A 23,986-nucleotide genomic window follows, 5' to 3' on the forward strand; every position below is an offset into this window, starting at 1 on the left:
GCTGTAATGGCAATCTTTAAGGCTTAGGTCCAATGTAAAAGTCATTCAGTTCTCATAAAATGGACATATATAGTAAGATGTGGAAGTGGTATGATTAGAGTATATAATTAGGATGGAGGGCATTATGAGAAATCTTTGGATGATTTTAGCTTGTTTTGCCGGGTTGATTGTTTTTACCGGCTTATTAATTAAGCCAGAAAATTTGATTGCCATTGTTGTGGGTTACGGGTTATTAGCTGTGAGTAACCGGGTAAAATTAAAAATGACAGCAGATAAGAAAAACCAAAGTTGGTTAAACTTGATTCTTGTTGCCATAGGGTGTTTTCTGATTTTTATTGGGGTTGTAACTTTGCCATATATCTCAAGTATTTTATTGGCTATGATGATTGTTGGCTTGATCTACTATGCGATTGTGAGAGACAAGTCGGAAGATGACCATCATGACTTAACCTTACGACAAACAAAAATTGTAGATGCTGAAGATGGTGCATTTAAGGATCAAGAAAAGGAAGCCTTCTTAGAATTTGACCATTTATTTAATAATGGTCCTTACAAGGAAGAAGTATATGCCTGGGAAGATGTGGAGATGTACCATCTCTATGCCAATACCTTTATTGATTTCGGGTCAACGATTGTGCCAATAGGGACCAATGTGGTCGTGATTAATCAATTGGTTGGGCAAACCAAACTTGTGGTGCCTGAAGGGGTGGGTCTTGAACTACACGCCAATGGTTTTCGGACCGAAGTAAATTGGAATGGGGAAAAAGTGGCCCTAAACAATGAGCGTAAAACCTTTGAAAGTGCGTCTTATCAGCAAAGTAACCGGAAAATTTACCTACAAATTTCTCAAGGTTGGGGAACAGTTGAGGTGGTCTTCTTATGAGAGGACGGCGGTTTTTAACAATATTTATCGTTTTATGGTTGTCCCTTTTGACATTAGCGATTGGGGCTTATTTATTCCTTATAGTTGTACCAAATACCTTAAATATCGATCGGTCTTATCTTGAATTAGCACGGTTGGCTCTGCCCTTTGTTTATCTATTAGTCTTTAATATAGTGATTTCATTGGTTGCAAGCTTTGTCTTGTATTTCTTTCTATACAAGGATGAGCATAAATTAACGGCTAAGCTGACTGCCTTGGCTGCTAGAAAATATGATTCACCCATCTTTCAAGAAGAAGGTGCGGGCATCTATACGGATGAACAAGTGAATGCACAAATCGAGCGGTTGAGGGTCATGTTTCAGAATATGGAAATGGCTTTACAAGCCAAAACGGTGGCGGATGAAGCGAACTCAGAGATGAACAGAAACCAACTAGTCAAAGAGGAACGGCAACGGATTGCGCGTGAATTGCATGATTCAGTCAGCCAGCAATTGTTTGCCATGACCATGATTTTGTCAGCTATCCAAGAGCAGGCGGACAATATGGACCCTGTAAACCGGCAATTGATCGGTAAGGTGGCGGATATGGTGGACCAGGCTCAAGCTGAAATGCGTTCCTTACTACTCCATCTACGGCCAATTTCCTTGACCAATCAAAGCCTTGCTGAGGGAATTCAACAACTCTTTAGGGAGCTTGAAACCAAGGTTAAAATCAACTTTGAAGCCACTGTGACGGACGTTCAATTGCTGCCCGAAGTGGAGAACCACCTATTCCGAATCGTCCAGGAATTATTATCCAATTCCCTGCGACATGCTAAGGCACAAATTATCGAATGCCATCTGTATGAGAAAGACCGAAATATTTATCTGCGATTTTCAGATGATGGCGTGGGTTTTGATACCGACAAGGAATTACTGCAGAACAGTGGGTACGGATTGAAAAATATCCAAGAGCGCGTGGCCCAGCTAGGTGGTTCGACCAACATTATTTCCTTTGAAAACCAGGGTACATTGATCCAAATCGTAATACCAAGAAAAATGGAGGGCATGTATGATTAAAGTATTGTTAGTAGATGACCATGAAATGGTCAGATTAGGCGTTTCTACCTACCTATCTACCCAATCAGACCTAGAGATAGTAGGGGAAGCTAAGGACGGATTAGAGGGCAAGAAAATGGCTTTATCACTGCAACCAGATATTATCTTAATGGATTTAGTCATGGATAATATGGACGGGATCCAAGCTACGCAAGAAATCTTAGCTGACTGGCCAAAAGCCAATATTTTAATTGTCACTTCTTTTATCGATGATGAAAAGGTATATCCCGCCATGCAAGCTGGGGCTAAGGGCTACATTTTAAAAACATCTTCAGCTAACGAAATTGCGTCAGCAATTCGCCGGACCTATGCAGGGGAGTCAGTCATTGCACCAACAGTCAATGAAAAGCTGATTGCCCATGAAGTAGAAGCTAACCGCCATCACCTACATGATGATTTAACTACTCGTGAACGAGAAGTCTTGCAGTTGATTGCTGCTGGTAAATCCAACCAGGAAATTGCCGATGAATTATTTATCACCTTAAAAACGGTAAAAACTCATGTATCGAATATATTATCTAAATTAGGGGTTGAAGACCGGACACAAGCAACGATTTATGCCTTCCAAAATCAATTAGTTAAATAGTCGTTTTATTGCGGGTCTCCGACTTTTGGTGTGGATGAGAAATCATTCAAACCTTTTTTGTATAAAAACACAAAAAGACATATGAATATTTCCTATGCTAAAATTTAAGCGTGTAAACCAAAATTAGAAAGGAAATTCATATGTCTCACAACGATAATATCAGACTTTTACTAAACATTAAAGATACTAACATCACATTTAACGAAGAAAATTGGATTCAAGAGCGTAATATTAAAGGAATAGATGTAAAAGTTTTTACTGGCACGTTAACCTACAAGCCCAAGGCTTGCCCTAAATGTGGTTGTGTAAATGACCATTCTATCGTTAAAGATGGGTTTATGACGTCCAGGATCACGTGGTTACGCCAATCCAATACACCAACCTATCTAGAGCTTAAGAAGCAACGCTTCTGGTGTCATGAATGCGATGAGCGCTTCATTGCTCATACCAGTGAAGTTGCACGTAATTGTCATATCGCTAAACAAGTGAAGCAATCTGTTTTAGTTGAGGCTGCAGATACGATTTCAAACAAGGATCTCGCTCGTAGGCACTGTATCTCAGATAATACTAGTAGACGAATTATTAATCGCTTTATGGATGACTATTTTCGTCGCAATCGCACAAAACTAGCGAAACACATGTGCTTCGATGAGGTCAAATCTACAAAACAAGCTGACAATCAAATGAGTTTTATTTTTAGTAATGAGGATACCCATGAAGTTCTTGGTATACTGCCTACTCGACAACTATACAAATTAAGAGAATACTTCCGCCAATTTAGTTTAAAAGAGCGCTCTGCAGTTGAAACCATTGTTGTTGATATGAATGCGCCTTATATGACTTTGGTTAGAGAAATGTTTCCAAATGCCAAAGTAATTATTGATCGTTTTCATATCATTCAATTGATTTCACGTTCTTTAAACAAAACGAGAGTTCAAGTAATGAATACTTTCAATACAAATAGAAATCATGGTGAAGATAAAAAAGAGTATCGCAAGCTGAAAAGTTTTTGGAAGCTTATCCTAAAGGATTTCAACGAAGTGGATTTTATAAATTATAGAAAACAACGTTTATTTAAAGGGAAAATGGTTTGTGATATGGATATTCTTGATCATCTACTTTCTTTAGATGAGGATTTAACGGAAAATTACTGGGTATATCAAGCTTTACTAGAGGCTTCTAAAGAAAATAATATCGAAATGTTTCATGGGACTATTACTGCAGAACGTCACCAAAATATCAGTAAATATATGAAAACCTCACTGAACACATTATTGAAGAATATAGCGTTTATCGCAAACACCTTCCATTACAAGACTAGATCAAACGCTAGTCTAGAAGGAAAAAATAATCGTATCAAGGTCATAAAACGTGTATCCTATGGATATCGTAATTTTTTCAATTTCAGAAATAGAGTGATGATTAGTTTCATTTTAAAACCGGGCAAGCCCGCTTCCCTTAATTAAATAAACATGATACATCCCGCTCGCTATGTTCAAAGAAAAAAACTGCAAGTGTACGTCCTTAGCCGTGAAAAAGCATGATATCGAGACCTTGGCTCGATATCAAGGCAGAGAGACCTTGGCTCTCGCCGGTGCCACGGCTCTTAAGGAACGTACACAGCAGTTCAAAGGACAAAAAAGATAGTTCTTCTTTTATCAAATCTCATTTAAAATAAAATAAAAAAGAAACTCAAATCCATATAAAATGAATTTAAGTTTCTTGCTTAAATTAAGCTATCCACATTAAATGTCGAAGAGCCTTTATTGCAAAAGGAAAAACCTGCGATGCAAGCTAGTTCAGCTTTACATCGCAGGTTTATTTTGTTTATTAGTAATCGGTATGATTAGACGGGCATGACGACTGCCATAATCATTGGATTACGTTTTGTACGTTTATACAAGAATGGTTGTAGGGCATTTTGCATAGCGTCACGTAAGATTTTTTCGTTTACTTTCTTACCTGAATTTAGATGACCGATAACAGTGGTACGGATTACTTTTTGTGCATCTTGGATTAAACCAACAGATTCACGCATGTAAATGAAACCACGAGAAACGATATCAGGACCAGCGAGTAATTCATTCTTAGTAAAGTCAACAGATACAACTGCTAGGACTAAACCATCTTCAGAAAGGTTATGACGGTCTCGTAAAACAATGTTACCAATATCCCCAATACCTTTACCATCTACGTAGACCGCTTCACCAGGGAAGCTACCTGCGCGACGAGCAGAGTCTTGTGTTAAGGCCAAGACTTCACCGTTTTGCATGATGAAGATATTTTCGTGTGGAATACCAACTAATTCAGCTTGTTCAGCCTGAATAGATAGCATACGGTATTCACCGTGGACTGGCATAAAGTACTTCGGTTTCATTAATGACAGCATTAGTTTTTGCTCTTGCTGACCACCGTGCCCTGAAGTATGGACATTGTTGACCTTACCGTGGATAACTTCCGCACCTGCAGCAAGTAATTGGTTAATTACATGGTTTACAGATAGGGTGTTACCTGGAATTGGGCTAGATGAGAAGATCACAGTATCATCAGGTTGGATTGAGATTTGACGGTGGGTACCGTTTGCAATCCGAGATAGGGCAGCCATTGGCTCGCCTTGAGAACCTGTACACATGATTAAGATTTCGTTTGCTGGGTATTGGTTGATTTCGTTACTTTGGATGAAGGCATCTTCACCCACGTTGAAATAGCCGAGTTCGATAGCGTTTCGAATGGCTGCTTCCATAGATCGACCAAAGACAGCTATTTTTCTACCTTGGGCTACAGCCACATCGATGGCTTGTGATAAACGGGAAATATTTGAAGCGAAAGATGCGAAGATAATTCGACCTTCAATATTTGACATGATATCCGCTAATGATTCACCAACGACACGTTCTGATTGGGTAAAACCTGGAATCTCGGCGTTTGTTGAGTCACCAAGTAACAATAGAACGCCTTCTTCACCGATTTTTGCCATTTTATGGATATCAGCAGGTTTACCTACTGGGGTAAAGTCGAACTTGTAGTCACCGGTAAATACCACATTTCCTGGTGGGGTCTTTACAACAATCCCCATTGCGTCAGGTATAGAGTGGGTAGTACGGTAGAAAGAAACGGATGTCTTTCTAAACTTGATGACTGAATCTTCATCAATAATATGTAATTCTGCATCACGTAATAATCCGTGTTCTTCTAATTTATTCTTGATTAGAGCCATGGCCAATTTGCCAGCATAAATCGGAATGTTAATTTGTTTCAGTAAGAAAGGAATCCCCCCAATATGGTCTTCGTGACCGTGGGTGATGAATAAACCTTTCACTTTTTGTTCGTTTTGAATTAGGTATTGGTAGTTAGCGATAACGTAATCAATACCTAACAAATCGTCTTCTGGGAATTTAACCCCAGCGTCTAATAATAAAATTTCGTCTTGAAATTGGACTCCATAAGAGTTTTTACCGATTTCGTCTAATCCCCCGAAAGCGAAAACGCCAACTTCATTATTTTTTATATCAACTTTCATTAATTAGAAAGCTCCACAACTTTAAAGTCTGGATTTTGTTGTTCGTATTCTAAATGCGCACCTTCAAGTGGTTGGATAAACTCGACTAGATAGGGGGTTTCATTCTCTAGGTGGGCACGAACCTCACGTTTAGTTTCAGCTTGGACATACATAGTGTGTGTTGATTCACGACGTGGTACTTCAGTCAATGAATCTTGATAAGTTACTTTAAAAATCATTTTTTGCTCCTTTTATAAATTTATTAAAAATGTGATCTTACTCGCTAACACTATTCTACCATATTTCATTATCTTTGCGCACATTTTTGGAAATTTGTTGATTTGATATGCTTTCATAAATTGATTTTCAGATTATATGCTAAAATATCTTTGAATGAAGTTAAAGGAGCGATCAAATGCAAGTAGCGATTAAGAGTGCAAAATATGCAGTGGCCACTTTTATTGCCATATTTTTAGCCCAGTGGTTAGGCCTAGATTATGCGGTATCAGCAGGTGTTATTGCCATCCTATCCCTAGCAGAAACCAGTAAGAAAACTATCCAATACATCGGCAACTTGACCTTAACAATGATCTTGAGTTTATTGATTGCCACCGTATTATTTAATCTTTTCGGATATGAAATTTGGGTATTTTCACTTTACCTACTGATTACTTACCCCATTTCTGTCTACCTGAAGAGCGATAATGCTATTGCCCCGTGTGCGGTATTTATTTCCCATTTGTTGCTTGAACAAGCGTCAGATTTTAATTGGTGGGTCAACGAAATGCTTCTACTTGTGATTGGTGTTGGGATTGCAGTAATTGTCAATTTGTATCAGACATCGGCCAGTGGCGAGATGGACAAGTTGAAAGGTCAAATTGAAAGGGAAATGCAGACCATTTTAAACCATTTAGCTGACAAAATGGATACCCTTGACCACCCGGGTCACCTCTTATATGAACATATCGATCAGGCTTACGAGTTGGCGAAACATGGAGAATTTCTGGCATTGAAGGAGGCTGAAAATAATATCACGGGCGACGTGCAAAATTACTATCTAAATTATTTTTCAATGCGGTCTTCCCAATTGATTATTCTCTATGATATCAACAATTCTTTGGATAATATTTATGAATCAACCGATCAGACTTATGACTTGAGTGGCTTTTTCCGTCACGTTAGTCAACAATTATCGGAATCAAATACAGCAGCTAAACTTCGTAATGAATTAAATCAATTAAAAACACGGTTTAGACAGCAACCCTTACCGCAAACTCGAAATGAATTTGAAACCCGGTCTATGCTCTTTGATATCTTATTAGACTGCGAGAAATTCTTGAATCTGAAATATGAGTTTTATAAATCTGGGCAGCGTTTAAAATATCTCCAAAGCAAATAAAAGATACCAAGCAAAGGCGAGTAGCAGGACTACTAAACTATGCTTGGTATCTTATTTTTTATATTAAAAGCATTTCATTCCTATACATATAATAAGACGGCGAAGTACATCGCGATTGAACCACCGAGTACAAATAAGTGCCAAATGACATGCCAGAATTTCAAGTTATCATGGGCGTAGAAGATAGTGCCGACTGTATAAGTTACCCCGCCGGCGATTAGCCAAGCGATGCCACCAGAACCGATAGCTGTGGCCATTTGCGGGATAGCGATAACACCAAACCAGCCCATTAAAATGTATAAAAGGGTGGAGAATTTCTTCATCTTATCTAGGAAGAGGATTTTACCGACAATCCCAAATAGGGCGATGGCCCATTGTGCAATAAAGATAAACCAGCCAAAGGCACCACCAATAGCGACTAAGGCGAAGGGGGTGTAAGATCCAGCAATTAAAATAAAAATCGATGAATGGTCGATAATTTTTAGGATACCCGCAGCTTTGGTAAATGAAAAGCTGTGGTATAAGGTTGAAGCCAAGTATAGGGCACACATAGAGATGCCGTACACCACGTATGAAAAAATTTCGATACTATTTTGGTTTTCAACACCTTTATGGATTAGGAAAACGGTGGCAACAATTGAAAGGACAAACCCAATGCCATGTGTCACTGAATTCAGGACCTCATTCGTGATATAATAAGCTTTCGTATAAGGTAATTTGATTTTTTCTTGACCACGTGAATTAGCAGACATTATTTTCCTCCTTTAGTAAAATGCGTTTTTTACACATGTAGTATAGCATATTCTATTAGGTGATTATGGAAATTCGATGCAATGAATACTAATTTAAAATTTATCTGATAAAATATATATAAGCAGAAAAACAGTTGAGGTGAGCGGAAATGGCGAGAAAAATGGATTGGTCTCTTGCTGAAGAATTAACCAAGAAGACGCAAGAAGAAATTGAAAAAATCGAAAAAGTACATATTCTAGTAGTAGGTAAAACGGGTGTTGGGAAATCGACTTTAATCAACAATATTTTCCGGGAGAGATTAGCGGAAACGGGGATTGGGCAACCCATCACCAAACATTTGCATAAAATCGAAAAAGAAGGCGTGCCAATGGTCCTTTATGATACAAGAGGGTTGGAGCTGGATGCAGAAACCCAAAACCAAGTGACGAGTGAAATCGACCAAACGCTAGAAGGCATGGCCAAAATGAAACAACATATGCACGTGGCATATTATTGTATCAATGCATCTTCATCGCGGATTGAAGATATGGAGATTCGTTTGATTGAATATTTAGCTAATAAGATGCCGGTTATCTTAGTACTGACTCAATCTATCGGGGATCAAGCCTTGAAATTTGAACAATACCTAGTCAATCAAAATCTATCCGTCCAAGCAATTATTCGGTTAATGGCCCAGGATTATAAGATTACTGACGAATTTACCATTCCTGCCTTCGGTCTAAAAGAGCTTGTTGAAAGAACAATTGGCTTATTGCCACATCAGGTCCACACAGCTTTTAACAATGCCCAACAGATTGATATTGAACGGAAGAGCCGAGCAGCGCGGCGTTGGGCGCGTAGATATACTGTCACTACCTTTGGTGTTGGATTCACCCCCATTCCTTTTTCCGATGCAACCGTCCTAGTGCCCATGCAAATAGGTATGATGGCTCATATTACAGCTATATTTGGCATTTCCATGGACCGAGCGACTGCCTTAGGCATCTTAGGGGCTATTGGTGGAACAGGATCAGCAACCTATTTAGGACGACTAATCGTTTCGAACGTGGTGAAATTTATCCCAGGTATCGGGTCTGTGGCAGGTGGGATGATTTCAGGAACAACTGCCTCAATCATTACCACAGCACTAGCCATGTCCTACATCGAAGTTCTGGCTTTCATCGCCACAGCAGAAGCTAAAGGTGAAGAGGTCAGTCCACGAACAGTCCGTAAATTGATGAAAGATTTATACGGACAAAGGCTGCAACGCGGGCAAAATGACCCCGATTTCCAAGCTGCCATGGCGGAGATCGAAGCGAAAAAGGGTCAAGATGCTGAGGGGACCAAAGGAGAGGGCACTAGCCAAGGCGTTTTTCTAGATGATGAAGTAGAAGAAGGTGGTCAAAAGACGCGTATTAACTGGCCAAAAGGGTCATTTAGAAACCGAAAGCGCTAGTGGTTTTCCTTTATTTTTCGAATACGAAATAAAACTCCTCGTTTTAAAAACTATTGTTCATAGTGGTGATAACTTTGTGGTATAATATAATCATAATGAAATAGTGGGTGAGTATAAGTGGAAAAACAATTAGAATTTGAAAACTGGGTCAAAAGTTTAGACGACGTCAGCATGCCAAGATGGGAAGAAATTACAGATATTCCTTTATACATGGACCAACTCATTGCAGTTGTAACCCAGTATTTAGAACCATTCCAAATTTTTTCTTCGGATAAGAAACCTGTGACACCTTCAATGGTCAATAACTATGTTAAACTAGGATTAATTCCAAAGCCAATCAAGAGACATTACAGTAAACGTCATATCGCGTATTTAATCGTCATTACCTTATTTAAAGAAGTCATTTCAATTCAAGACATCCGTCGTGTATTGATCTTTCTGGCGCAGTCACAAGGCAATTCAAACGCCTACAATCAATTCTGTGCCTTATTAGAAATTACCATCAAACGAAGAGGGCATGTATATTTAAATGTAGCCGTGGATGACGAAATTGAAACAGACTATTCAGATCCAGAGGATTTTGATAAGTATATTATCTATTTGGCTTGCGAAACAATCACTAATTTATTGTTTGCGAAAAAATTTATTTCCTTTGTAGATCAAGATACCACAGAGATAGAAACAGAAGGATAACCCTTATAGTCGGAGGTAGTCAATTGGAAAAAATAGGTTTTATTGTGGACTCTGGTTCAGATGTTCCAAAAGAGTTTGTCGATAAATTTGAAATCGAAGTATTACCTTTAAATGTAGCCTTTAAAGATGGCGATTACTTGGATGGTGTAACCATTCAACCACAAGAAGTATTTGAGCGTATGGCATCGGAAATCCCGAAAACATCCCTACCAAGTGGTGAATTGATTTCTCAAGCCTTTGAAAACTTAATAGAAAAAGGCTGTACGCATATTATCGCCATTACCATTTCATCAAATCTTTCTGGTACGAACAACTCAGTTCGTTTAATTGCGGAAGATTTTCCTCAAGTGGAGTTTTTCCTTTTAGATACGAAAAACATTGGTATCGGTTCAGGTCTATTCATGATCGCTGCAACAAAATACTTCGAAATGAAGAATGATTTTAAAATGATTACCAAGAAATTACAGGATTCAGTTGAAAAAGGTCATGTATTTTTCCATATCCCTAACTTAAAATATCTAATTGCTGGTGGTCGAATTGGCCGGGTGACTGGTGCAGTAGGTACCTTGTTAAATATTCAACAAATTATCACTTGTGATGAAGAGGGAATTTATACAAAAATCGCTAAAATCCGTGCTTCAAAAACCAATAATGAAGCCAAAACAATAAAGAAGATGGTTGATTTAGTGAAGGGAGTTCTTCCTGAAAGCCAAGAATTTTTATTGGCTTCTTGTGGCGGTAATCCGGCTGCTAGAGTGACATCAGCCAAGCTTTTGGAAGGACTTAAAGACGCTTTACCGGAATTTGAAGAAGCCTACGATGTCCAACTGGGATCAGCTTTAGCGGTACATACGGGACCTGAATTAACAGGTTGTGCGATCTTACCTTTGTATAAATAAAATATGAGGGGTCCTATTTTATAGAATAGGATAAGCTAAATAAAAATAACAGGCGGTATGCCAGATGAAATCTTATCTGGCATACCGCCTGTTATTGTGGCTATTTCAATCGTGGCAAATTCAGGGACGCTATTTCCTTCGTGCCCGCAACATGGATATCAGAAGGATCAATCCAATAAGCGCTGTAACGACGAAAAAGAAAATACCCAGCAATTCTGCATAATAGGTTTGTGCTGAGGTAATGATCAATGTGGATGCCAAGATAAGGGCGGATAGAATCACCCCAAAAATAATTCGGTTAATCATTGAGTTAATGTCCCGTATCCGGTCATCCATATTTTCAAAGGTTAGTCTTACATTTAAACGACCGTTATTGATGTTGTCCACTAAATTTTCTATCTTGGTTGGCATTCTTCTAGTGGTATTCAGGGTCCTAAAGGCTTCTCTTGCAACAGCATTCGGGTCCAAGAATTTCTCCCAGGGAATGGTGCCGCTAGACAAGAAGAAAGATTGGAAGATAGCCATAAAATCTAGGTGTGGGTCTAAACTTTGAGCAACACCTTGAACCATGGCTATGGTTTTCTCCAGTAAAATATATTCAGAGGGGAAAGTCAGCCCATGTTTATGACCAAATTTAAGTAGGTCCTGGAAAATATCGTCAATTTCCAAGGCTTCCATCCCTGTAGTTAGGTAGCGGTTGAATAAACTTTCAATGTCCCGGTATAGAACGACCTTGTCGACAGTTTTATTCTGCTTACAGATTTGCAGCAAGACATTGACTAAACCATCGATATCTTTACTGACTAAAGAAGTCAAGATTTCAACCAGTAGCTGTTTTTGGCCGGGGGAAATTTTCCCCATCGCCCCGAAATCGATAAAAACAATCTTCCCGTCTTTAATTATGATATTGCCGGCATGGGGGTCAGCGTGATAAAAGCCATCGTCAAATACCTGATATAAATAGGACAGGACGAACTTGCTAGCTAGATCATTGAGGTCATAGCCTTCTTCTTTTAAGGCAAAATGTCGTCCGATTGAAATACCATCAATATATTCCTGAATCAACACTTGTCTGGTCGACAGACTTAAATAAGGAATCGGGTTCAAAATGGTTGTCCGCTGTCTGTGATTTTCTGCAAACAGCAACATATTATGGGCTTCATTGAGGAAATCAATTTCTTCTAAAATCTGGATCTTAATATCTTTTAAAATTTCTACCGGGTTGATAATGACATCAATAAAAATTGATGGGATGGCTTCAACAACCCGAATAAAAATATTTAAATCGCGAATCAATTGGTCTTCAATTTCAGGTCGCTGAACCTTTACGACGACCTGCTCACCAGATTTCATCTGGGCCAGGTGGACTTGGGCAATTGAGGCTGAAGCCATAGGTTTCTTGTTGACAGTGGCAAAATCATCCTCAATATGCCTGCCCACAGACTCAAAATACTCTTGTTGAATAATGTCATAGGGGATGGGCAGGGTATCTTCTTGTAACTTTTCTAATTCCACTAAATATTCTGTCGACAAGAGGTCACTTCTAGTCGACAGGATTTGCCCAATCTTAATAAAACTAGGGCCTAATTCTTCAAAAGCTTGTCTTAGCGCTCTAGGTCGATCATCTTCTTCATTCTTCTTTATTCGATATCGTATCTCACCGAATCCGTACCTACCTAGTATAGAGACGATTTCACGGAAACGACTACTCTCTCTTTGCATGCTATCACCGTCAATTCAAAGCAATTACTATCAAAAAACTGTATATGGCAGATGAGGCTGGGGCATTTTTGCCCCAGCCTCATCTTATCGCTATAAGATCTAAAAATTATTGAATGTCGTCTTCTGTGGCATCTTCATCCGCAGATTCAGTGTTTGTCCCTTTTAACGTTTGGACTTCTTGGGTTAAGTTTTCGACTTGTGTTTGTAGGGCTAATATGCGTTCAGACAAGGTTTGGTCTAAAGGATCTGACGTGTTTGAACCTTCCGCATGGCCCTTCGCGACCCTTTGAATATCTTCACTTAATGACTTACCTTCAGCTACGGAAATTTGACCTTTTTCAATGAGGCTTTTTAGCACTTCATCGGCTTTCTCATAAGTTAATCGTGTGCCACCAACTGCTGCTAGAAATAAATTTTTAATCGGATTCATGTAGAAACACTCCTTTTTTCTGCTTTAGGTTCATGTGCTTAGATAGGCTAGATATGTGAAATTTTGTCATTTACTACTACTTATATAGTATAAGAAAGTCACTTATTGTTCAATAAAACGATAAATAAAATTTTCTTCTTCGGGAGAAAAGTCGACTTCAAAATCGTAACCATTGAAGAACCAGTCATCATTTTTCGTAATGTAGTATTGGACACCGTCAATTGTTTCGTCAATTAAGAGGGCACCATCTGGCGATTCTACGGATAAGCCAACTGAAAATCCTTCATGGACAGCTGTTTTACCGTAAACGCGGCTATGAAATCCGACTTGGCTTCCCGAGGACAATCCCATCTCATTTTTGAAGTATGCTTGTGCTGCTGGTGTAATCGTTAGTTTCATCTATAGCCGCCTCCATTAAACTTGAAACTTGTTATTTTTATTATAACGTATTGTTTCTTGAAAGCAATTTTTTGGTGTTTTTAAGGGGATATCAGGAATTTCTTCAAATGATTTAAAGATTAACTGAGGAATCGTTGGATACCACTTGCGAATATGATAAAATGTTCATGCAAGCCAAAGGGAGGATTATCAACATGCAAGCTATCGTAAAATTTGATCAAGTGACCTTTCAACCAGGCGACACAGCCCTCTTAAAAGACATTTCTTTTTCTATATATGCAAATGAAATGATCCGTGTCGAAGGACCGTCTGGAAGCGGAAAAAGTACCTTGCTGCGTTTAATTGCAGCCCTTATTCCGAGAAATTCAGGTGAAATTAACTACTTAGACCAACCACTAGAAGAAGTAGCTTATCAAACATACCGGCAAAATATTTCATATGTGGCCCAAAATCCACTATTATTCGGCGAAACCATCCGTGATAATTTTGAATTGGTTTATGAAGTCCACGATAAAGACTTTGATGAAAATCTTATATTGTCTTATATGAAGGCCTTCGGTTTAAGCCATATTGCACTCGACAAATCGATTCATAAAATTTCTGGCGGGGAAAAACAGCGGATTGGTTTAATCAGACACCTGCTTTTTCCACCTAAAGTCCTCTTATTAGATGAAATTACTTCATCATTAGATGAGGACAATCGCGAATTGGTATGGCAGATTTTACTGGACTATAAAGAAAAACATGGGGTCACCATCCTATGGATTAGCCATATTCAAGATGGGTCTCTCCAACCAAACCGGGTCTTCCATATTGCCAACCAAGAAATGATAATTGAGGAGCGTGATCTAAATGACTAATGCATTAACAACAGCCCCAACAACTTTAGCTTTTTCATTTATTCTAGTGATTATCGCGGTCTTGATCTCTTATAAAGAAAAATTGGGGCTTGAAAAGGATATTTTATGGGCAATGCTTCGAATGGTCGTTCAATTGGTCATCATCGGTTACGTGCTAACATACATTTTCAAGATCGATTCAATTATCGTAACGGCCATCATTATGATTTTTATGATTGTAAACGCGGCTTATAATGCAGCAAAACGAGCCAATAAGATTCCCAATACCTTCAAAATTTCTTTAATTTCTATTATTGGTGGGGTAGTGACGTCAATCCTCGTTTTAGTGGCTTCAGGCTCTATTCAATTCGTGCCAGCGCAAATCATCCCAATCACAGGGATGTTAGTGGGAAATGCCATGTCAGTTATCGGATTAGCTTTCAGAAATTTGAATAACGAATTCGCCAAATCACAACAAGAAGTCAATGAACAGTTGGCCCTAGGTGCGTCTATTAAATTAGCTTCTACAGGTATTGTCAGAGAAGCGATTAGAGGGGCAATGCAACCTACTATTGATACAGCGAGAACTGTCGGTTTGGTCTTGTTGCCAGGTATGATGACTGGGATGATGCTAGCAGGTGCGGTACCCTTGAGTGCAATTATGTATCAGATTTTGATTTATTTTATGATGATTGCGACTTCTGCAATCACATCCATGATCGCCGTATACTTAGCTTATAAGCATTTCTACACTAGTTATGGGCAATTACAAATCCCTTCATAAGCGTGTGGGTCAAGGAAGCCTGGTGAAGGCTTTTTTGCTATCTAAAAGTATCAAATATCCGTATAATGAGTAATATGTTATTAAGACGATAGTCCATAGAATGATCAACATTCGACACTATCAAGGAGGTAAAAGAATGGGTTTATTATATCAAGAATCAGTCAAAGTGCGTCACTACCATTGTAATGCATTAGGGGAGATGACACTTCCTGCTATCTTGGATATCATGTTGATTGCATCCAATAATCAAGAAGCGACGATTCCCGAAGCGAAAGAAGGTTTCCGCCAAGAGGGTTGGGCTTGGATCATCACACAAAATCAAATAGACATCAATCGTTTACCACGTTACGACGAGGATATCATTGCAGAAACCGAAGCAACAACTTACAACAAGTTTTTCAGCAAGCGTCATTACGCCTTGAAAACACGTGACGGTCTAGTTTTGGCCCAAGCTGAGACAACATTTGCTTTAATCGATTTAAATCAACGGTCAATAGTCCGCATTCCAGAAATTGTCGCTGAATGGTACCAAGTTGAGAAAGAAGAACGACCAAGTCGCCGTAAACGTTTAAATAAGGAAATCGCGGTTGAATCTAAATTAGACCGGTTTGAAGTGAAATTCTTAGACATTGATTTGAATAATCACGTGAACAATACCATCTATTTACGTTGGATTACCAATTCACTAGGAATGGAATGGTTTGAAAAATATACACCAACAAGCTTTACTGTTGCCTACGAGAAAGAGATGTATTTACACCAAGAAGGGGCCGTTCACTCAGACATTTCAACTGTATCTGAAGATTTAAAATCAGGGGATACATTCAATTCGCAACATGTTATTGATAGTGAGGATAAGGCCCACTGTTTAACAGAAATCACTTGGCAGGTTAAATAACCGGCTAGTTTGGAGTAAGTATGCTAGTAAATAGAGACTATTATATTATTGAACGAATGGAATGGAATGAATACTTAAAAGACTTAAACGAAGAGTTTGAAATCAAGCTGACCAATGAACAATTGGACCGGCTAACATCTTTAAACGATTCCCTATCTTTGAAAGATGCAAACGAAGTATACAAACCTTTAACCCAATTGATTGCCATTTACCGTGAGAATTATAAAAACCTGGAAAGAAAGCGGGCCAATTTCTTCGGCATCACTGGAGAAATCCCGCCCTTTATTATTGGCATTGCCGGTGGGGTAGCCGTTGGTAAAAGTACAACAGCTCGTTTGTTGAAACTATTTTTAGCGCAAGCCTATCCTGATTTAAACGTTGAATTAGTGACTACAGACGGTTTTTTATACCCAAATGCAGTGCTTGAAGAAAAAGAGTTAATGGACCGGAAAGGGTTTCCAGAGTCTTATAACATGGAGGCCTTGGAGACATTCTTAACAGATGTGAAAAGCAATAAAAGTGAAATCTACTATCCAAAATATTCCCACTCCGTTTATGATATTGTAGAGGACGAGGAGAATGTATTGCGTAACCCTCAAATTCTAATAGTTGAAGGGATTAATGTCCTACAAACATCAGAGAATAATACGGTTTATATGAGTGACTTCTGGGATCTGTCCGTCTACGTTGATGCAGATGAAAAGCAAATCGAAGAATGGTTCTACCAACGATTCAACCTTTTAGTTGACCAGGCCGTTAACCACCCGGATGACTTCTACTATCAATTTACCCAAGTGCCCCATGAAAAGGCCATGGAGAGAGCAGAGCATACTTGGAATAATATCAACCTGATTAACTTGCAGGAGTATATCTTACCAACACGCAATAGAGCCAATATTGTCATACATAAAGAAAAAGACCACTATATCAATGAGTTGTGGATCAAGAAATATTAGAAAGAAGGCGGATAGTGAAGAAGAAGTTTAATTGGCGAAGAATCGTCAGTTTGTTATTTGTAGTGATTGTCGGTTATTGAACAATCAATAATTTTGGGACTATCAAAGGAATATTTGATTCAATTATTGCTGTCACCTTGCCCTTCTTGTTAGGTGCAGCGTTGGCCTTTATCCTTAACTTGCCATTGAAGTTTTTCGAAAAACATATGACAAAGTTAGTTGGGAAATACCACACTTGGTTTAGAATTGTTGGTATCTTATTCGGCTACCTGATTATCGCTGGGGTGATTGCCTTTATTATTTTCTTAGTGGTACCTGATTTACAGGAAACTTTAGGCTCATTTATTAGCCAAGTGCCAGCGGAAATCAATTTACTTTATAACAAAATTAATCAATATATTTCAGATAATCCGCAAATACTAGAAACAGTTAACCAATTGGATGTGGACACTAATCAATTAAGAGACCAATTATTCTCAATCGTCCAATCCTTTACATCAGGTATTTTGGATACCACATTTAGTCTTGCTGGGAACCTTGTGAACGGCATCTTTAATGCATTTATAGCCATTATCTTTGGTACGTCAATCCTATTTAAAAAGGAAACCTTAACCAGACAATTTAAAAAGATTATTTACGGTACTATGCCTAAGCACTGGGCCAACTTTACCGTCAACTTAGGCACCGAAGCCAATCAAACCTTTGGCCAATATGTGTCTGGACAGGTAACTGAAGCCGTTATTTTATTGGTACTCGTCTTTATCGGAATGACCATTTTCAACTTCCCGTTCACCTTATCGATCTCGGTCCTAACTGGTGCAATGGCCTTGGTCCCTATCTACGGGGCCATCATGGGTGGGGTTGTCGGCTTCTTCCTAATCGCTGTTGTTGATGTTGTCCAAGCTATTTGGTTTATCATTTTCATTATTGTAGTCCAGCAAGTGGAAGGGAATATCATATACCCACGAGTTGTCGGTGGGTCAGTCGGTCTACCAGTCATTTGGGTTTTATTCTCAGTAACCGTTTCAGGTGCCATCTTCGGCCTAGCCGGAATGTTACTATCAGTGCCGATTTTTGCCCTATGCTACAAACTGGCATCCGCAACCATCAATTACAGTTTAGACCAAGACAATATCAAAGTAACCACAGAAACCAATAATCTTAAATAGGATCAAGTGAATAGTGATTCTTGTAAAAGGGCGGTAACAGCACTGTTATCACCCTTTTTTACTACCTGTAGGCAATTCTTTTCCCAAATCTGTCTTAGAAAAGGTCATATCAAAATGATTTTCTTGTACACAAAAATAGTGCTGATGGAAATGATTGTGTATTTTCCACCAACACTATTTTATTTTGCACGATGATATGCATATCGTTTATTAAGAATACCCCAGTGAAACATCCATTGGTGTTTCTTCTGAGAATTGACTGTTGTATAAATCAGCGTAGAAGCCGCCTGAAGCCATTAATTCATCATGGGTACCATGTTCAGTGATATTCCCTTGTTGCATAACGAGAATCAAGTCAGCGTCACGAATCGTTGATAAACGGTGGGCAATTACGAAGCTGGTTCTGCCCTCCATAATCTTATTCATAGCCTCTTGAATCAGTTTTTCAAGACGGGTATCTACTGATGATGTCGCTTCGTCCAAAATTAAGATATCTGGGTCCGCAATCACTGCACGAGCGATGGTCATCAATTGCTTTTGCCCTAATGAAATATTGTTAGCTTCTTCATTGATTTCCATTTCATAACCGCCAGGTAGGGTGTTGATGAAATGGTCAACGTTGGCAACTTCTGCCGCTTCTTGAACTTCATAATCATTGGCGTCCAATTTACCAAAGCGAATATTTTCTAGGACTGTATCTGTGTATAACCAAGCATCTTGTAATACCATACCAAAGTGCTTGCGTAAGTCTCCGCGTGTCATTGATTTAGTAGGTACACCATCAATTTTAATCGCACCAGCATCTACATCATAGAAACGCATCAATAAGTTGATTAAAGTCGTTTTACCCGCACCGGTAGGGCCAACAATGGCCACTGTTTGACCAGGCTCAACTTTGAATGAGATATCTTGCATCAACGGTTTCTCTGGGTCGTAACCGAAGCGTACGTGGTCGAATTCAACAGCACCAGTCACTTTCGCTGGTAGGTGGCCGGTAACTTCTTCTTGGATCTCGTTTTCCTCGTCTAAGAAGTCGAAGACACGGTGGGCTGCAGCTAGGGCTGATTGTAAGACACCAGATAATTGAGTCAACATTTGAATCGGTTGGGTAATTTGCATCACGTATTGGACTAAGGCCTGTAGATTACCAACTGTCAACTTGCCAGCAAGGGTATATAAACCACCGGCAATCGCAGTGGCCACGTAACCCAAGTTACTTACCGTATTCAGTAGTGGCATCATTAGAGACGATAGGAAGCTAGCTTTAAAGCCGTAATCCCGCAATTGTTGGTTTCGGCGTTCGAATTCTGCCACCGATTCCTCTTGACGACTGTAGACCTTAATTTCGGTGAAACCTGACAATTGTTCTTGGGTATAACCAAATAAGTTCCCCAAGGCATTCGCTTGATTTTGGAAGGCTGATTGTGATTGGTTAATAATCAGCTTAGCAAAAAGGAATGACAATGGAATTGTGGTCACAATAATTAAGGCTAGGTGCCATTGGATAATGAACATGGAAATAACCGCAAAGGAAATCCCAAGAATCGCATTCACGAACTGAATAAAGGACTGTTGCAAAGCGTTGGTAATTGAATCAATATCATTGGTCATCCGTGATAAGACATCGCCCGTTGGATGGCTGTCAAAATAAGAAACAGGCATGTTGTTGGCTTTCTTAGCCACATCGTTACGAAGGTCGTAAATAGCATTTTGTACCACGTTTGTTAGCCAATACTGACCTAAGTATTGACCTGACCAGAAGAAGCAGCCACGGATAAAGTAAAGTAGGGCAATGTAACCAACGTATTCATAGTTGATACCTGCACCAGGTACTTGGTTCATCAAATCTACTACATTACTGGTTAACTCAGTGATAGCTAAACCAAGTACGATAGGTTCTAAAACACCGGCAATATTCATCCACACAGTGGCAAACATGGCCAAGAAGAATTGACCTTTATAGGGTTTAATGTATTGCCATAGGTTGCCTAAGATTTCCTTAGTTGGAATTTCTCGTTTTTCAATTTCTGTATTAGCCACGATTTAATTCCTCCTCACTTAATTGAGATGATGCAATTTCATAGTAAAGTTCAGATGTTTTAAGTAGTTCTTTATGGGTACCGCGCGCTGCCACTTCACCTTCATCTAGAACGATAATCTGGTCAGCATGGATAATAGAACTTACACGTTGGGCAACGATGATAGTTGTTGCATTTTTTGTTTCGTCTTTTAAGGCTTGGCGAACAGCAGCATCGGTCTTGTAGTCTAGTGCTGAAAACGAGTCATCGAAGATGTAAATTTCTCGGTCCGCAATAATTGAACGAGCAATAGACAACCTTTGTTTTTGTCCACCGGATAGGTTGGCCCCACCTTCATCTAAATGGGTCGCGTATTTGGTTTCTAAACGGTTGATAAATTCAGAAGCCTGAGCAACGTTAGTCGCTCGGTCAAAATCCATATCATCCGCATTGAATTTACCGTAACGTAAGTTTTCCGCGATATCCCCAGTAAATAGTAGGGCTTTTTGTGGTGTATACCCAATTTTTGACCGTAAAGCATTTAATTCATAGTTTCGAACGTCAATCCCGTCAATTAAAATCTGACCCTTACTCACGTCGTAGAAACGAGGAATTAGCTTAACAATAGTTGATTTACCAGATCCAGTTGACCCAATAAAAGCCACTGTTTCACCGGGATTTGTTTTAAAGGAAATGTTCCGAAGAACGGGCTTAGAGGCATCTGGGTACGCGAAGTCAACGTCACGGAATTCTAGGGTACCAAATTCATCAGATTCAGTAATAGCCACTTGTGGATCAGGTGAAGCAACTGTAATTGGCATATCCATCACTTCTTGTAATCGACCAGCTGAAACCGCCGCACGTGGGTACATCATAAAAATGTTGGCAAACATTAATAATGAGAATAATGCGTGGAAAACGTATTCGATGAAGGCAACCATGATACCGACTTGCATAGAACCAGTCTCAATCAAGCCAGCCCCAAACCAAAGGATCGCAATAATCACGGTATTCAATAATAGAGAGAATAAGGCCGGTGTAACTGCGATAGTTTTGAATAATTTACCAGAAAGTTTCTTGTAAGATTGGTTAACGTCTTTAAACCGGCCTTCTTGGAAGTGCTCATTATTGAAGGCACGGATTACACGTAAACCAGTAATATTTTCCCGTAGAATCCGGTTGATATTATCTAAACTTGCCTGTTGTTTTTCAGAAATCGGCAAAGTGTATTTGGCAATAAAAATCACAGATAAGATGATAATAATAGAAACAGGAATCACATATATGCCTAATGCCGGTGAAATGGAGAAAATCATGATGATCGAGAAAACTAACATCATAGGGGATACTAGACCTTGTTTTAAAGTCATCTCCATAAATTGTAAAATCACAAATGCATCGGTTGAAATACGGGTCGTTAAAGATGCCACACCCAACTCTTGAAACTCATGGTGAGATAGGTTTTGCATTTTTTTGTAGGCGTCGTTTCGGATGTTCATGACCATGTCATTGACGATATTAGAAACGGTATAAGCGGTGATCGTCCGTGAAATGAGGGATAGTACCACTAATCCCATCATTATCCATGTATAGCGCCATAATAAAGGGATATTCTGGGTAATAATGGCATTATCAATCATTTGCGCTAATAGGGTAGGTAAGCCGATCATTACTGCTGCCGTTCCAATGGTAGCAATGAATGTGATCAGCAATTTACCAGGGTATTTTTTAACGTATTTCCAGATAAAATTCAAATGTTCTCCTTCTTAAACTTATTTTGCCTAGTAGTCATTGAAAAATATAAAGAATAAATTATCGCCAAAGTGAATAAAAGGCAGACCGAAATCGGTCTGCTTTTATCAGTTTGTGTTTTAACAACACTATTTATTCAGCGTATAATTTTTGGATGCGGTCTTGCACATCTTTATTGTCTAAAAATTCTTCGTAAGTAGTATCCATACGGTCAACCACACCATTTGGTGTTACATGGATGATACGGTTAGCGATTGTTTGGATAAACTCACGGTCATGAGAAGTAAATAAGACGACTTCTTTAAATTTGATTAAGCCCTCATTCAGACTAGAAATAGATTCCAAGTCCAAGTGATTTGTTGGGTCATCCATTACCAATACATTGGCTTTGGATAACATCATCTTAGATAACATACAACGAACACGTTCCCCACCCGATAATACATCTAGGTTTTTGTTTACTTCGTCACCAGAGAATAACATACGACCTAAGAATGAACGTAAGAATGTGTTATCTTCTTCCTCTGGACCATTGGCGAATTGACGTAACCAATCAAGGATACTTTGTTGGCTGTTTTCAAATTCATCTGAGTTATCTCGTGCCAGGTAAGTTTGACTTGTAGTGACACCCCATTTGTATGAACCTGAGTCTGGTTCCATATTCCCTGTGATGATTTCCATTAAAGCAGTAGTTGAGATATCGTTACGAGATACAAAAGCGACTTTATCTTTTGGACGGATAATGAATGATACATTATCTAATACTTTCACGCCATCAATTGTTTTAGAAAGGTTTTCTACTGTTAGTACATCATTACCAATTTCACGTTCTGGCTCGAATCCAACAAATGGATATTTACGGCTTGAAGGACGGATGTCATCCAATTCGATTTTCTCCAATGTTTTCTTACGAGAAGTCGCTTGTTTTGATTTAGATGCGTTGGCAGAGAAGCGGGCGATAAAGTCTTGTAACTCTTTCACTTTCTCTTCTTTTTTCGCATTTGCATCAGCTTGTAATTTAGCAGCTAATTCTGAAGATTGTTTCCAGAAGTCGTAGTTACCAACGTAAAGTTGAATTTTACCGTAGTCTACGTCACAGATGTGGGTACATACCTTGTTTAGGAAGTAACGGTCATGGGAAACAACTAATACAGTGTTCGGGAAGTTGATGATATATTCAGCTAACCATTCGATGGTGTCTGAATCCAAACCGTTTGTCGGCTCATCTAGTAGTAAGACGTCAGGTTCACCGAATAGTGCTTGTGCAAGTAAGACTTTTACTTTTTCTTGCTCAGCTAATTCGCTCATTGTTTGGTAGTGCATGCCTTCGCCAATACCTAAACCACGTAATAATTGTGATGCTTCATTTTCAGCATCCCAACCGTTCATTTCAGCAAATTCAGCTTCTAATTCACCAGCGCGAATCCCGTCTTCTTCAGAGAAGTCAGCTTTAGCGTATAGGGCATCTTTTTCTTCACGAACTGTGTAAAGACGTTTGTTACCCATGATAACAGTGTCTAAAACTGTGTATTGTTCAAAACCAAAGTGATTTTGACTTAAAACTGATAGGCGTTCGTCATCACCCATGGATACGTTACCAGTTGTTGGGCTTAATTCGCCAGATAATACTTTTAAGAAGGTAGATTTACCCGCTCCGTTGGCTCCGATAATGCCGTAGCAGTTCTCAGGTGTGAATTTTAAGTTTACTTCATCATACAATTTACGACTTGCAAATTGTACACTTACATTATTTACAGTTAACATCTTGATCCTCT

General features: G+C 39.1%; 22 protein-coding genes. 13 read left to right on the forward strand and 9 right to left on the reverse strand.

Annotated elements, in window-relative coordinates; genetic code table 11:
- The first annotated feature begins 124 nt into the window (after positions 1-124).
- From liaF to AWM76_RS04310, 4 genes are all read left to right on the forward strand, one after another.
- Entirely contained in the window at positions 125-883 is a 759-nt protein-coding gene (gene liaF, locus AWM76_RS04295; RefSeq protein ID WP_106427261.1) for a cell wall-active antibiotics response protein LiaF, read from the forward strand.
- A complete protein-coding gene (locus AWM76_RS04300) occupies positions 880-1,941 on the forward strand; it encodes a sensor histidine kinase (RefSeq protein WP_003140978.1) in 1,062 nt (353 codons plus the stop codon). The genes liaF and AWM76_RS04300 overlap by 4 nt, the downstream gene beginning before the upstream one ends.
- A complete protein-coding gene (locus tag AWM76_RS04305; protein ID WP_003140979.1) occupies positions 1,934-2,566 on the forward strand; it encodes a response regulator in 633 nt (210 codons plus the stop codon). The genes AWM76_RS04300 and AWM76_RS04305 overlap by 8 nt, the downstream gene beginning before the upstream one ends.
- Positions 2,567-2,706: 140 nt before the next feature.
- Positions 2,707-4,032 carry an ISL3 family transposase gene (locus tag AWM76_RS04310; RefSeq protein WP_060779344.1) on the forward strand — a complete coding sequence of 442 codons (1,326 nt, stop codon included), beginning with the start codon at positions 2,707-2,709 and terminating at the stop codon, positions 4,030-4,032.
- Between the two features lie 380 nt (positions 4,033-4,412).
- Here the strand turns inward: AWM76_RS04310 and rnjA are convergent, their stop codons facing one another.
- A complete protein-coding gene (rnjA, locus tag AWM76_RS04315; RefSeq protein ID WP_003142521.1) occupies positions 4,413-6,086 on the reverse strand; it encodes a ribonuclease J1 in 1,674 nt (557 codons plus the stop codon).
- Complete coding sequence (locus AWM76_RS04320; RefSeq protein WP_003142522.1) at positions 6,086-6,304, reverse strand: DNA-directed RNA polymerase subunit epsilon; 219 nt, start codon at positions 6,302-6,304, stop codon at positions 6,086-6,088. The genes rnjA and AWM76_RS04320 overlap by 1 nt, the downstream gene beginning before the upstream one ends.
- A 176-nt stretch (positions 6,305-6,480) precedes the next feature.
- On the opposite strand from AWM76_RS04320, the gene AWM76_RS04325 reads away from it, so the two are divergent.
- Complete coding sequence (locus tag AWM76_RS04325) at positions 6,481-7,464, forward strand: aromatic acid exporter family protein (protein WP_003142523.1); 984 nt, start codon at positions 6,481-6,483, stop codon at positions 7,462-7,464.
- A gap of 80 nt (positions 7,465-7,544) precedes the next feature.
- On the opposite strand, the gene trhA is transcribed toward AWM76_RS04325, so the two are convergent.
- Positions 7,545-8,216, reverse strand: a complete 672-nt coding sequence (gene trhA, locus AWM76_RS04330; protein WP_003142524.1) for a PAQR family membrane homeostasis protein TrhA — start codon at positions 8,214-8,216, stop codon at positions 7,545-7,547.
- 149 nt (positions 8,217-8,365) lie between these two features.
- Between trhA and AWM76_RS04335 the strand changes: the two genes are divergently transcribed.
- From AWM76_RS04335 to AWM76_RS04345, 3 genes are all read left to right on the forward strand, one after another.
- On the forward strand, positions 8,366-9,652 hold the full coding sequence (locus AWM76_RS04335; RefSeq protein WP_003142525.1) for a GTPase: 1,287 nt from the start codon (positions 8,366-8,368) through the stop codon (positions 9,650-9,652).
- A 117-nt stretch (positions 9,653-9,769) separates the two neighbouring features.
- Positions 9,770-10,345 (forward strand): DUF1836 domain-containing protein, encoded by a 576-nt coding sequence (locus AWM76_RS04340; protein ID WP_003142526.1) that lies wholly within the window; start codon positions 9,770-9,772, stop codon positions 10,343-10,345.
- A 23-nt stretch (positions 10,346-10,368) separates the two neighbouring features.
- Complete coding sequence (locus AWM76_RS04345; protein ID WP_003142527.1) at positions 10,369-11,244, forward strand: DegV family protein; 876 nt, start codon at positions 10,369-10,371, stop codon at positions 11,242-11,244.
- Between the two features lie 129 nt (positions 11,245-11,373).
- On the opposite strand, the gene AWM76_RS04350 is transcribed toward AWM76_RS04345, so the two are convergent.
- The 3 genes from AWM76_RS04350 to AWM76_RS04360 form a co-directional block, all read right to left on the reverse strand.
- Positions 11,374-12,966 carry an ABC1 kinase family protein gene (locus AWM76_RS04350; protein ID WP_003142528.1) on the reverse strand — a complete coding sequence of 531 codons (1,593 nt, stop codon included), beginning with the start codon at positions 12,964-12,966 and terminating at the stop codon, positions 11,374-11,376.
- A 106-nt stretch (positions 12,967-13,072) separates the two neighbouring features.
- Entirely contained in the window at positions 13,073-13,396 is a 324-nt protein-coding gene (locus tag AWM76_RS04355) for a hypothetical protein (protein WP_003142529.1), read from the reverse strand.
- A gap of 102 nt (positions 13,397-13,498) precedes the next feature.
- The gene (locus AWM76_RS04360) at positions 13,499-13,795 is read right to left on the reverse strand and encodes a HesB/YadR/YfhF family protein (protein ID WP_003142530.1); all 297 of its coding nucleotides are present in this window, start codon (positions 13,793-13,795) and stop codon (positions 13,499-13,501) included.
- 194 nt (positions 13,796-13,989) lie between these two features.
- Here AWM76_RS04360 and AWM76_RS04365 point away from each other — a divergent pair, with 194 nt between their 5' ends.
- The 5 genes from AWM76_RS04365 to AWM76_RS04385 all read left to right on the forward strand — a co-directional run bounded on the left by AWM76_RS04365 (position 13,990) and on the right by AWM76_RS04385 (position 18,441).
- On the forward strand, positions 13,990-14,655 hold the full coding sequence (locus tag AWM76_RS04365; protein WP_039935597.1) for an ABC transporter ATP-binding protein: 666 nt from the start codon (positions 13,990-13,992) through the stop codon (positions 14,653-14,655).
- The gene (locus AWM76_RS04370; protein ID WP_003142532.1) at positions 14,648-15,418 is read left to right on the forward strand and encodes an ABC transporter permease; all 771 of its coding nucleotides are present in this window, start codon (positions 14,648-14,650) and stop codon (positions 15,416-15,418) included. The genes AWM76_RS04365 and AWM76_RS04370 overlap by 8 nt, the downstream gene beginning before the upstream one ends.
- A gap of 136 nt (positions 15,419-15,554) precedes the next feature.
- Complete coding sequence (locus AWM76_RS04375) at positions 15,555-16,316, forward strand: acyl-[acyl-carrier-protein] thioesterase (RefSeq protein WP_039935599.1); 762 nt, start codon at positions 15,555-15,557, stop codon at positions 16,314-16,316.
- 20 nt (positions 16,317-16,336) lie between these two features.
- Entirely contained in the window at positions 16,337-17,272 is a 936-nt protein-coding gene (gene coaA / locus AWM76_RS04380; RefSeq protein WP_003142534.1) for a type I pantothenate kinase, read from the forward strand.
- A 125-nt stretch (positions 17,273-17,397) separates the two neighbouring features.
- A complete protein-coding gene (locus tag AWM76_RS04385) occupies positions 17,398-18,441 on the forward strand; it encodes an AI-2E family transporter (protein WP_081453832.1) in 1,044 nt (347 codons plus the stop codon).
- A gap of 210 nt (positions 18,442-18,651) precedes the next feature.
- Here the strand turns inward: AWM76_RS04385 and AWM76_RS04390 are convergent, their stop codons facing one another.
- From AWM76_RS04390 to AWM76_RS04400, 3 genes are all read right to left on the reverse strand, one after another.
- Positions 18,652-20,481: an ABC transporter ATP-binding protein gene (locus AWM76_RS04390; RefSeq protein ID WP_003142536.1), complete on the reverse strand. Its 1,830-nt coding sequence runs from the start codon at positions 20,479-20,481 to the stop codon at positions 18,652-18,654.
- Positions 20,474-22,213: an ABC transporter ATP-binding protein gene (locus AWM76_RS04395; protein WP_003142537.1), complete on the reverse strand. Its 1,740-nt coding sequence runs from the start codon at positions 22,211-22,213 to the stop codon at positions 20,474-20,476. Before AWM76_RS04395 ends, AWM76_RS04390 begins: the two co-directional genes overlap by 8 nt.
- Before the next feature lie 130 nt (positions 22,214-22,343).
- Positions 22,344-23,975, reverse strand: a complete 1,632-nt coding sequence (locus AWM76_RS04400) for an ABC-F family ATP-binding cassette domain-containing protein (protein WP_003142538.1) — start codon at positions 23,973-23,975, stop codon at positions 22,344-22,346.
- Between the last annotated feature and the right edge of the window lie 11 nt (positions 23,976-23,986).

Source organism: Aerococcus viridans (genome assembly GCF_001543285.1).
GTDB classification, from domain to species: Bacteria; Bacillota; Bacilli; order Lactobacillales; family Aerococcaceae; genus Aerococcus; species Aerococcus viridans.

Bases quoted from the DNA above. Each gene is read 5' to 3' on its own strand.
- AWM76_RS04335 (WP_003142525.1), top strand. From the start codon at position 8,366: ATGGCGAGAAAAATGGATTGGTCTCTTGCTGAAGAATTAACCAAGAAG.
- AWM76_RS04350 (WP_003142528.1), bottom strand. From the start codon at position 12,966: ATGCAAAGAGAGAGTAGTCGTTTCCGTGAAATCGTCTCTATACTAGGT.
- AWM76_RS04325 (WP_003142523.1), top strand. From the start codon at position 6,481: ATGCAAGTAGCGATTAAGAGTGCAAAATATGCAGTGGCCACTTTTATT.
- AWM76_RS04300 (WP_003140978.1), top strand. From the start codon at position 880: ATGAGAGGACGGCGGTTTTTAACAATATTTATCGTTTTATGGTTGTCC.
- AWM76_RS04365 (WP_039935597.1), top strand. From the start codon at position 13,990: ATGCAAGCTATCGTAAAATTTGATCAAGTGACCTTTCAACCAGGCGAC.
- coaA (WP_003142534.1), top strand. From the start codon at position 16,337: ATGCTAGTAAATAGAGACTATTATATTATTGAACGAATGGAATGGAAT.
- liaF (WP_106427261.1), top strand. From the start codon at position 125: ATGAGAAATCTTTGGATGATTTTAGCTTGTTTTGCCGGGTTGATTGTT.
- AWM76_RS04400 (WP_003142538.1), bottom strand. From the start codon at position 23,975: ATGTTAACTGTAAATAATGTAAGTGTACAATTTGCAAGTCGTAAATTG.
- AWM76_RS04320 (WP_003142522.1), bottom strand. From the start codon at position 6,304: ATGATTTTTAAAGTAACTTATCAAGATTCATTGACTGAAGTACCACGT.
- AWM76_RS04310 (WP_060779344.1), top strand. From the start codon at position 2,707: ATGTCTCACAACGATAATATCAGACTTTTACTAAACATTAAAGATACT.
- AWM76_RS04305 (WP_003140979.1), top strand. From the start codon at position 1,934: ATGATTAAAGTATTGTTAGTAGATGACCATGAAATGGTCAGATTAGGC.
- AWM76_RS04375 (WP_039935599.1), top strand. From the start codon at position 15,555: ATGGGTTTATTATATCAAGAATCAGTCAAAGTGCGTCACTACCATTGT.
- rnjA (WP_003142521.1), bottom strand. From the start codon at position 6,086: ATGAAAGTTGATATAAAAAATAATGAAGTTGGCGTTTTCGCTTTCGGG.
- trhA (WP_003142524.1), bottom strand. From the start codon at position 8,216: ATGTCTGCTAATTCACGTGGTCAAGAAAAAATCAAATTACCTTATACG.
- AWM76_RS04355 (WP_003142529.1), bottom strand. From the start codon at position 13,396: ATGAATCCGATTAAAAATTTATTTCTAGCAGCAGTTGGTGGCACACGA.
- AWM76_RS04360 (WP_003142530.1), bottom strand. From the start codon at position 13,795: ATGAAACTAACGATTACACCAGCAGCACAAGCATACTTCAAAAATGAG.
- AWM76_RS04370 (WP_003142532.1), top strand. From the start codon at position 14,648: ATGACTAATGCATTAACAACAGCCCCAACAACTTTAGCTTTTTCATTT.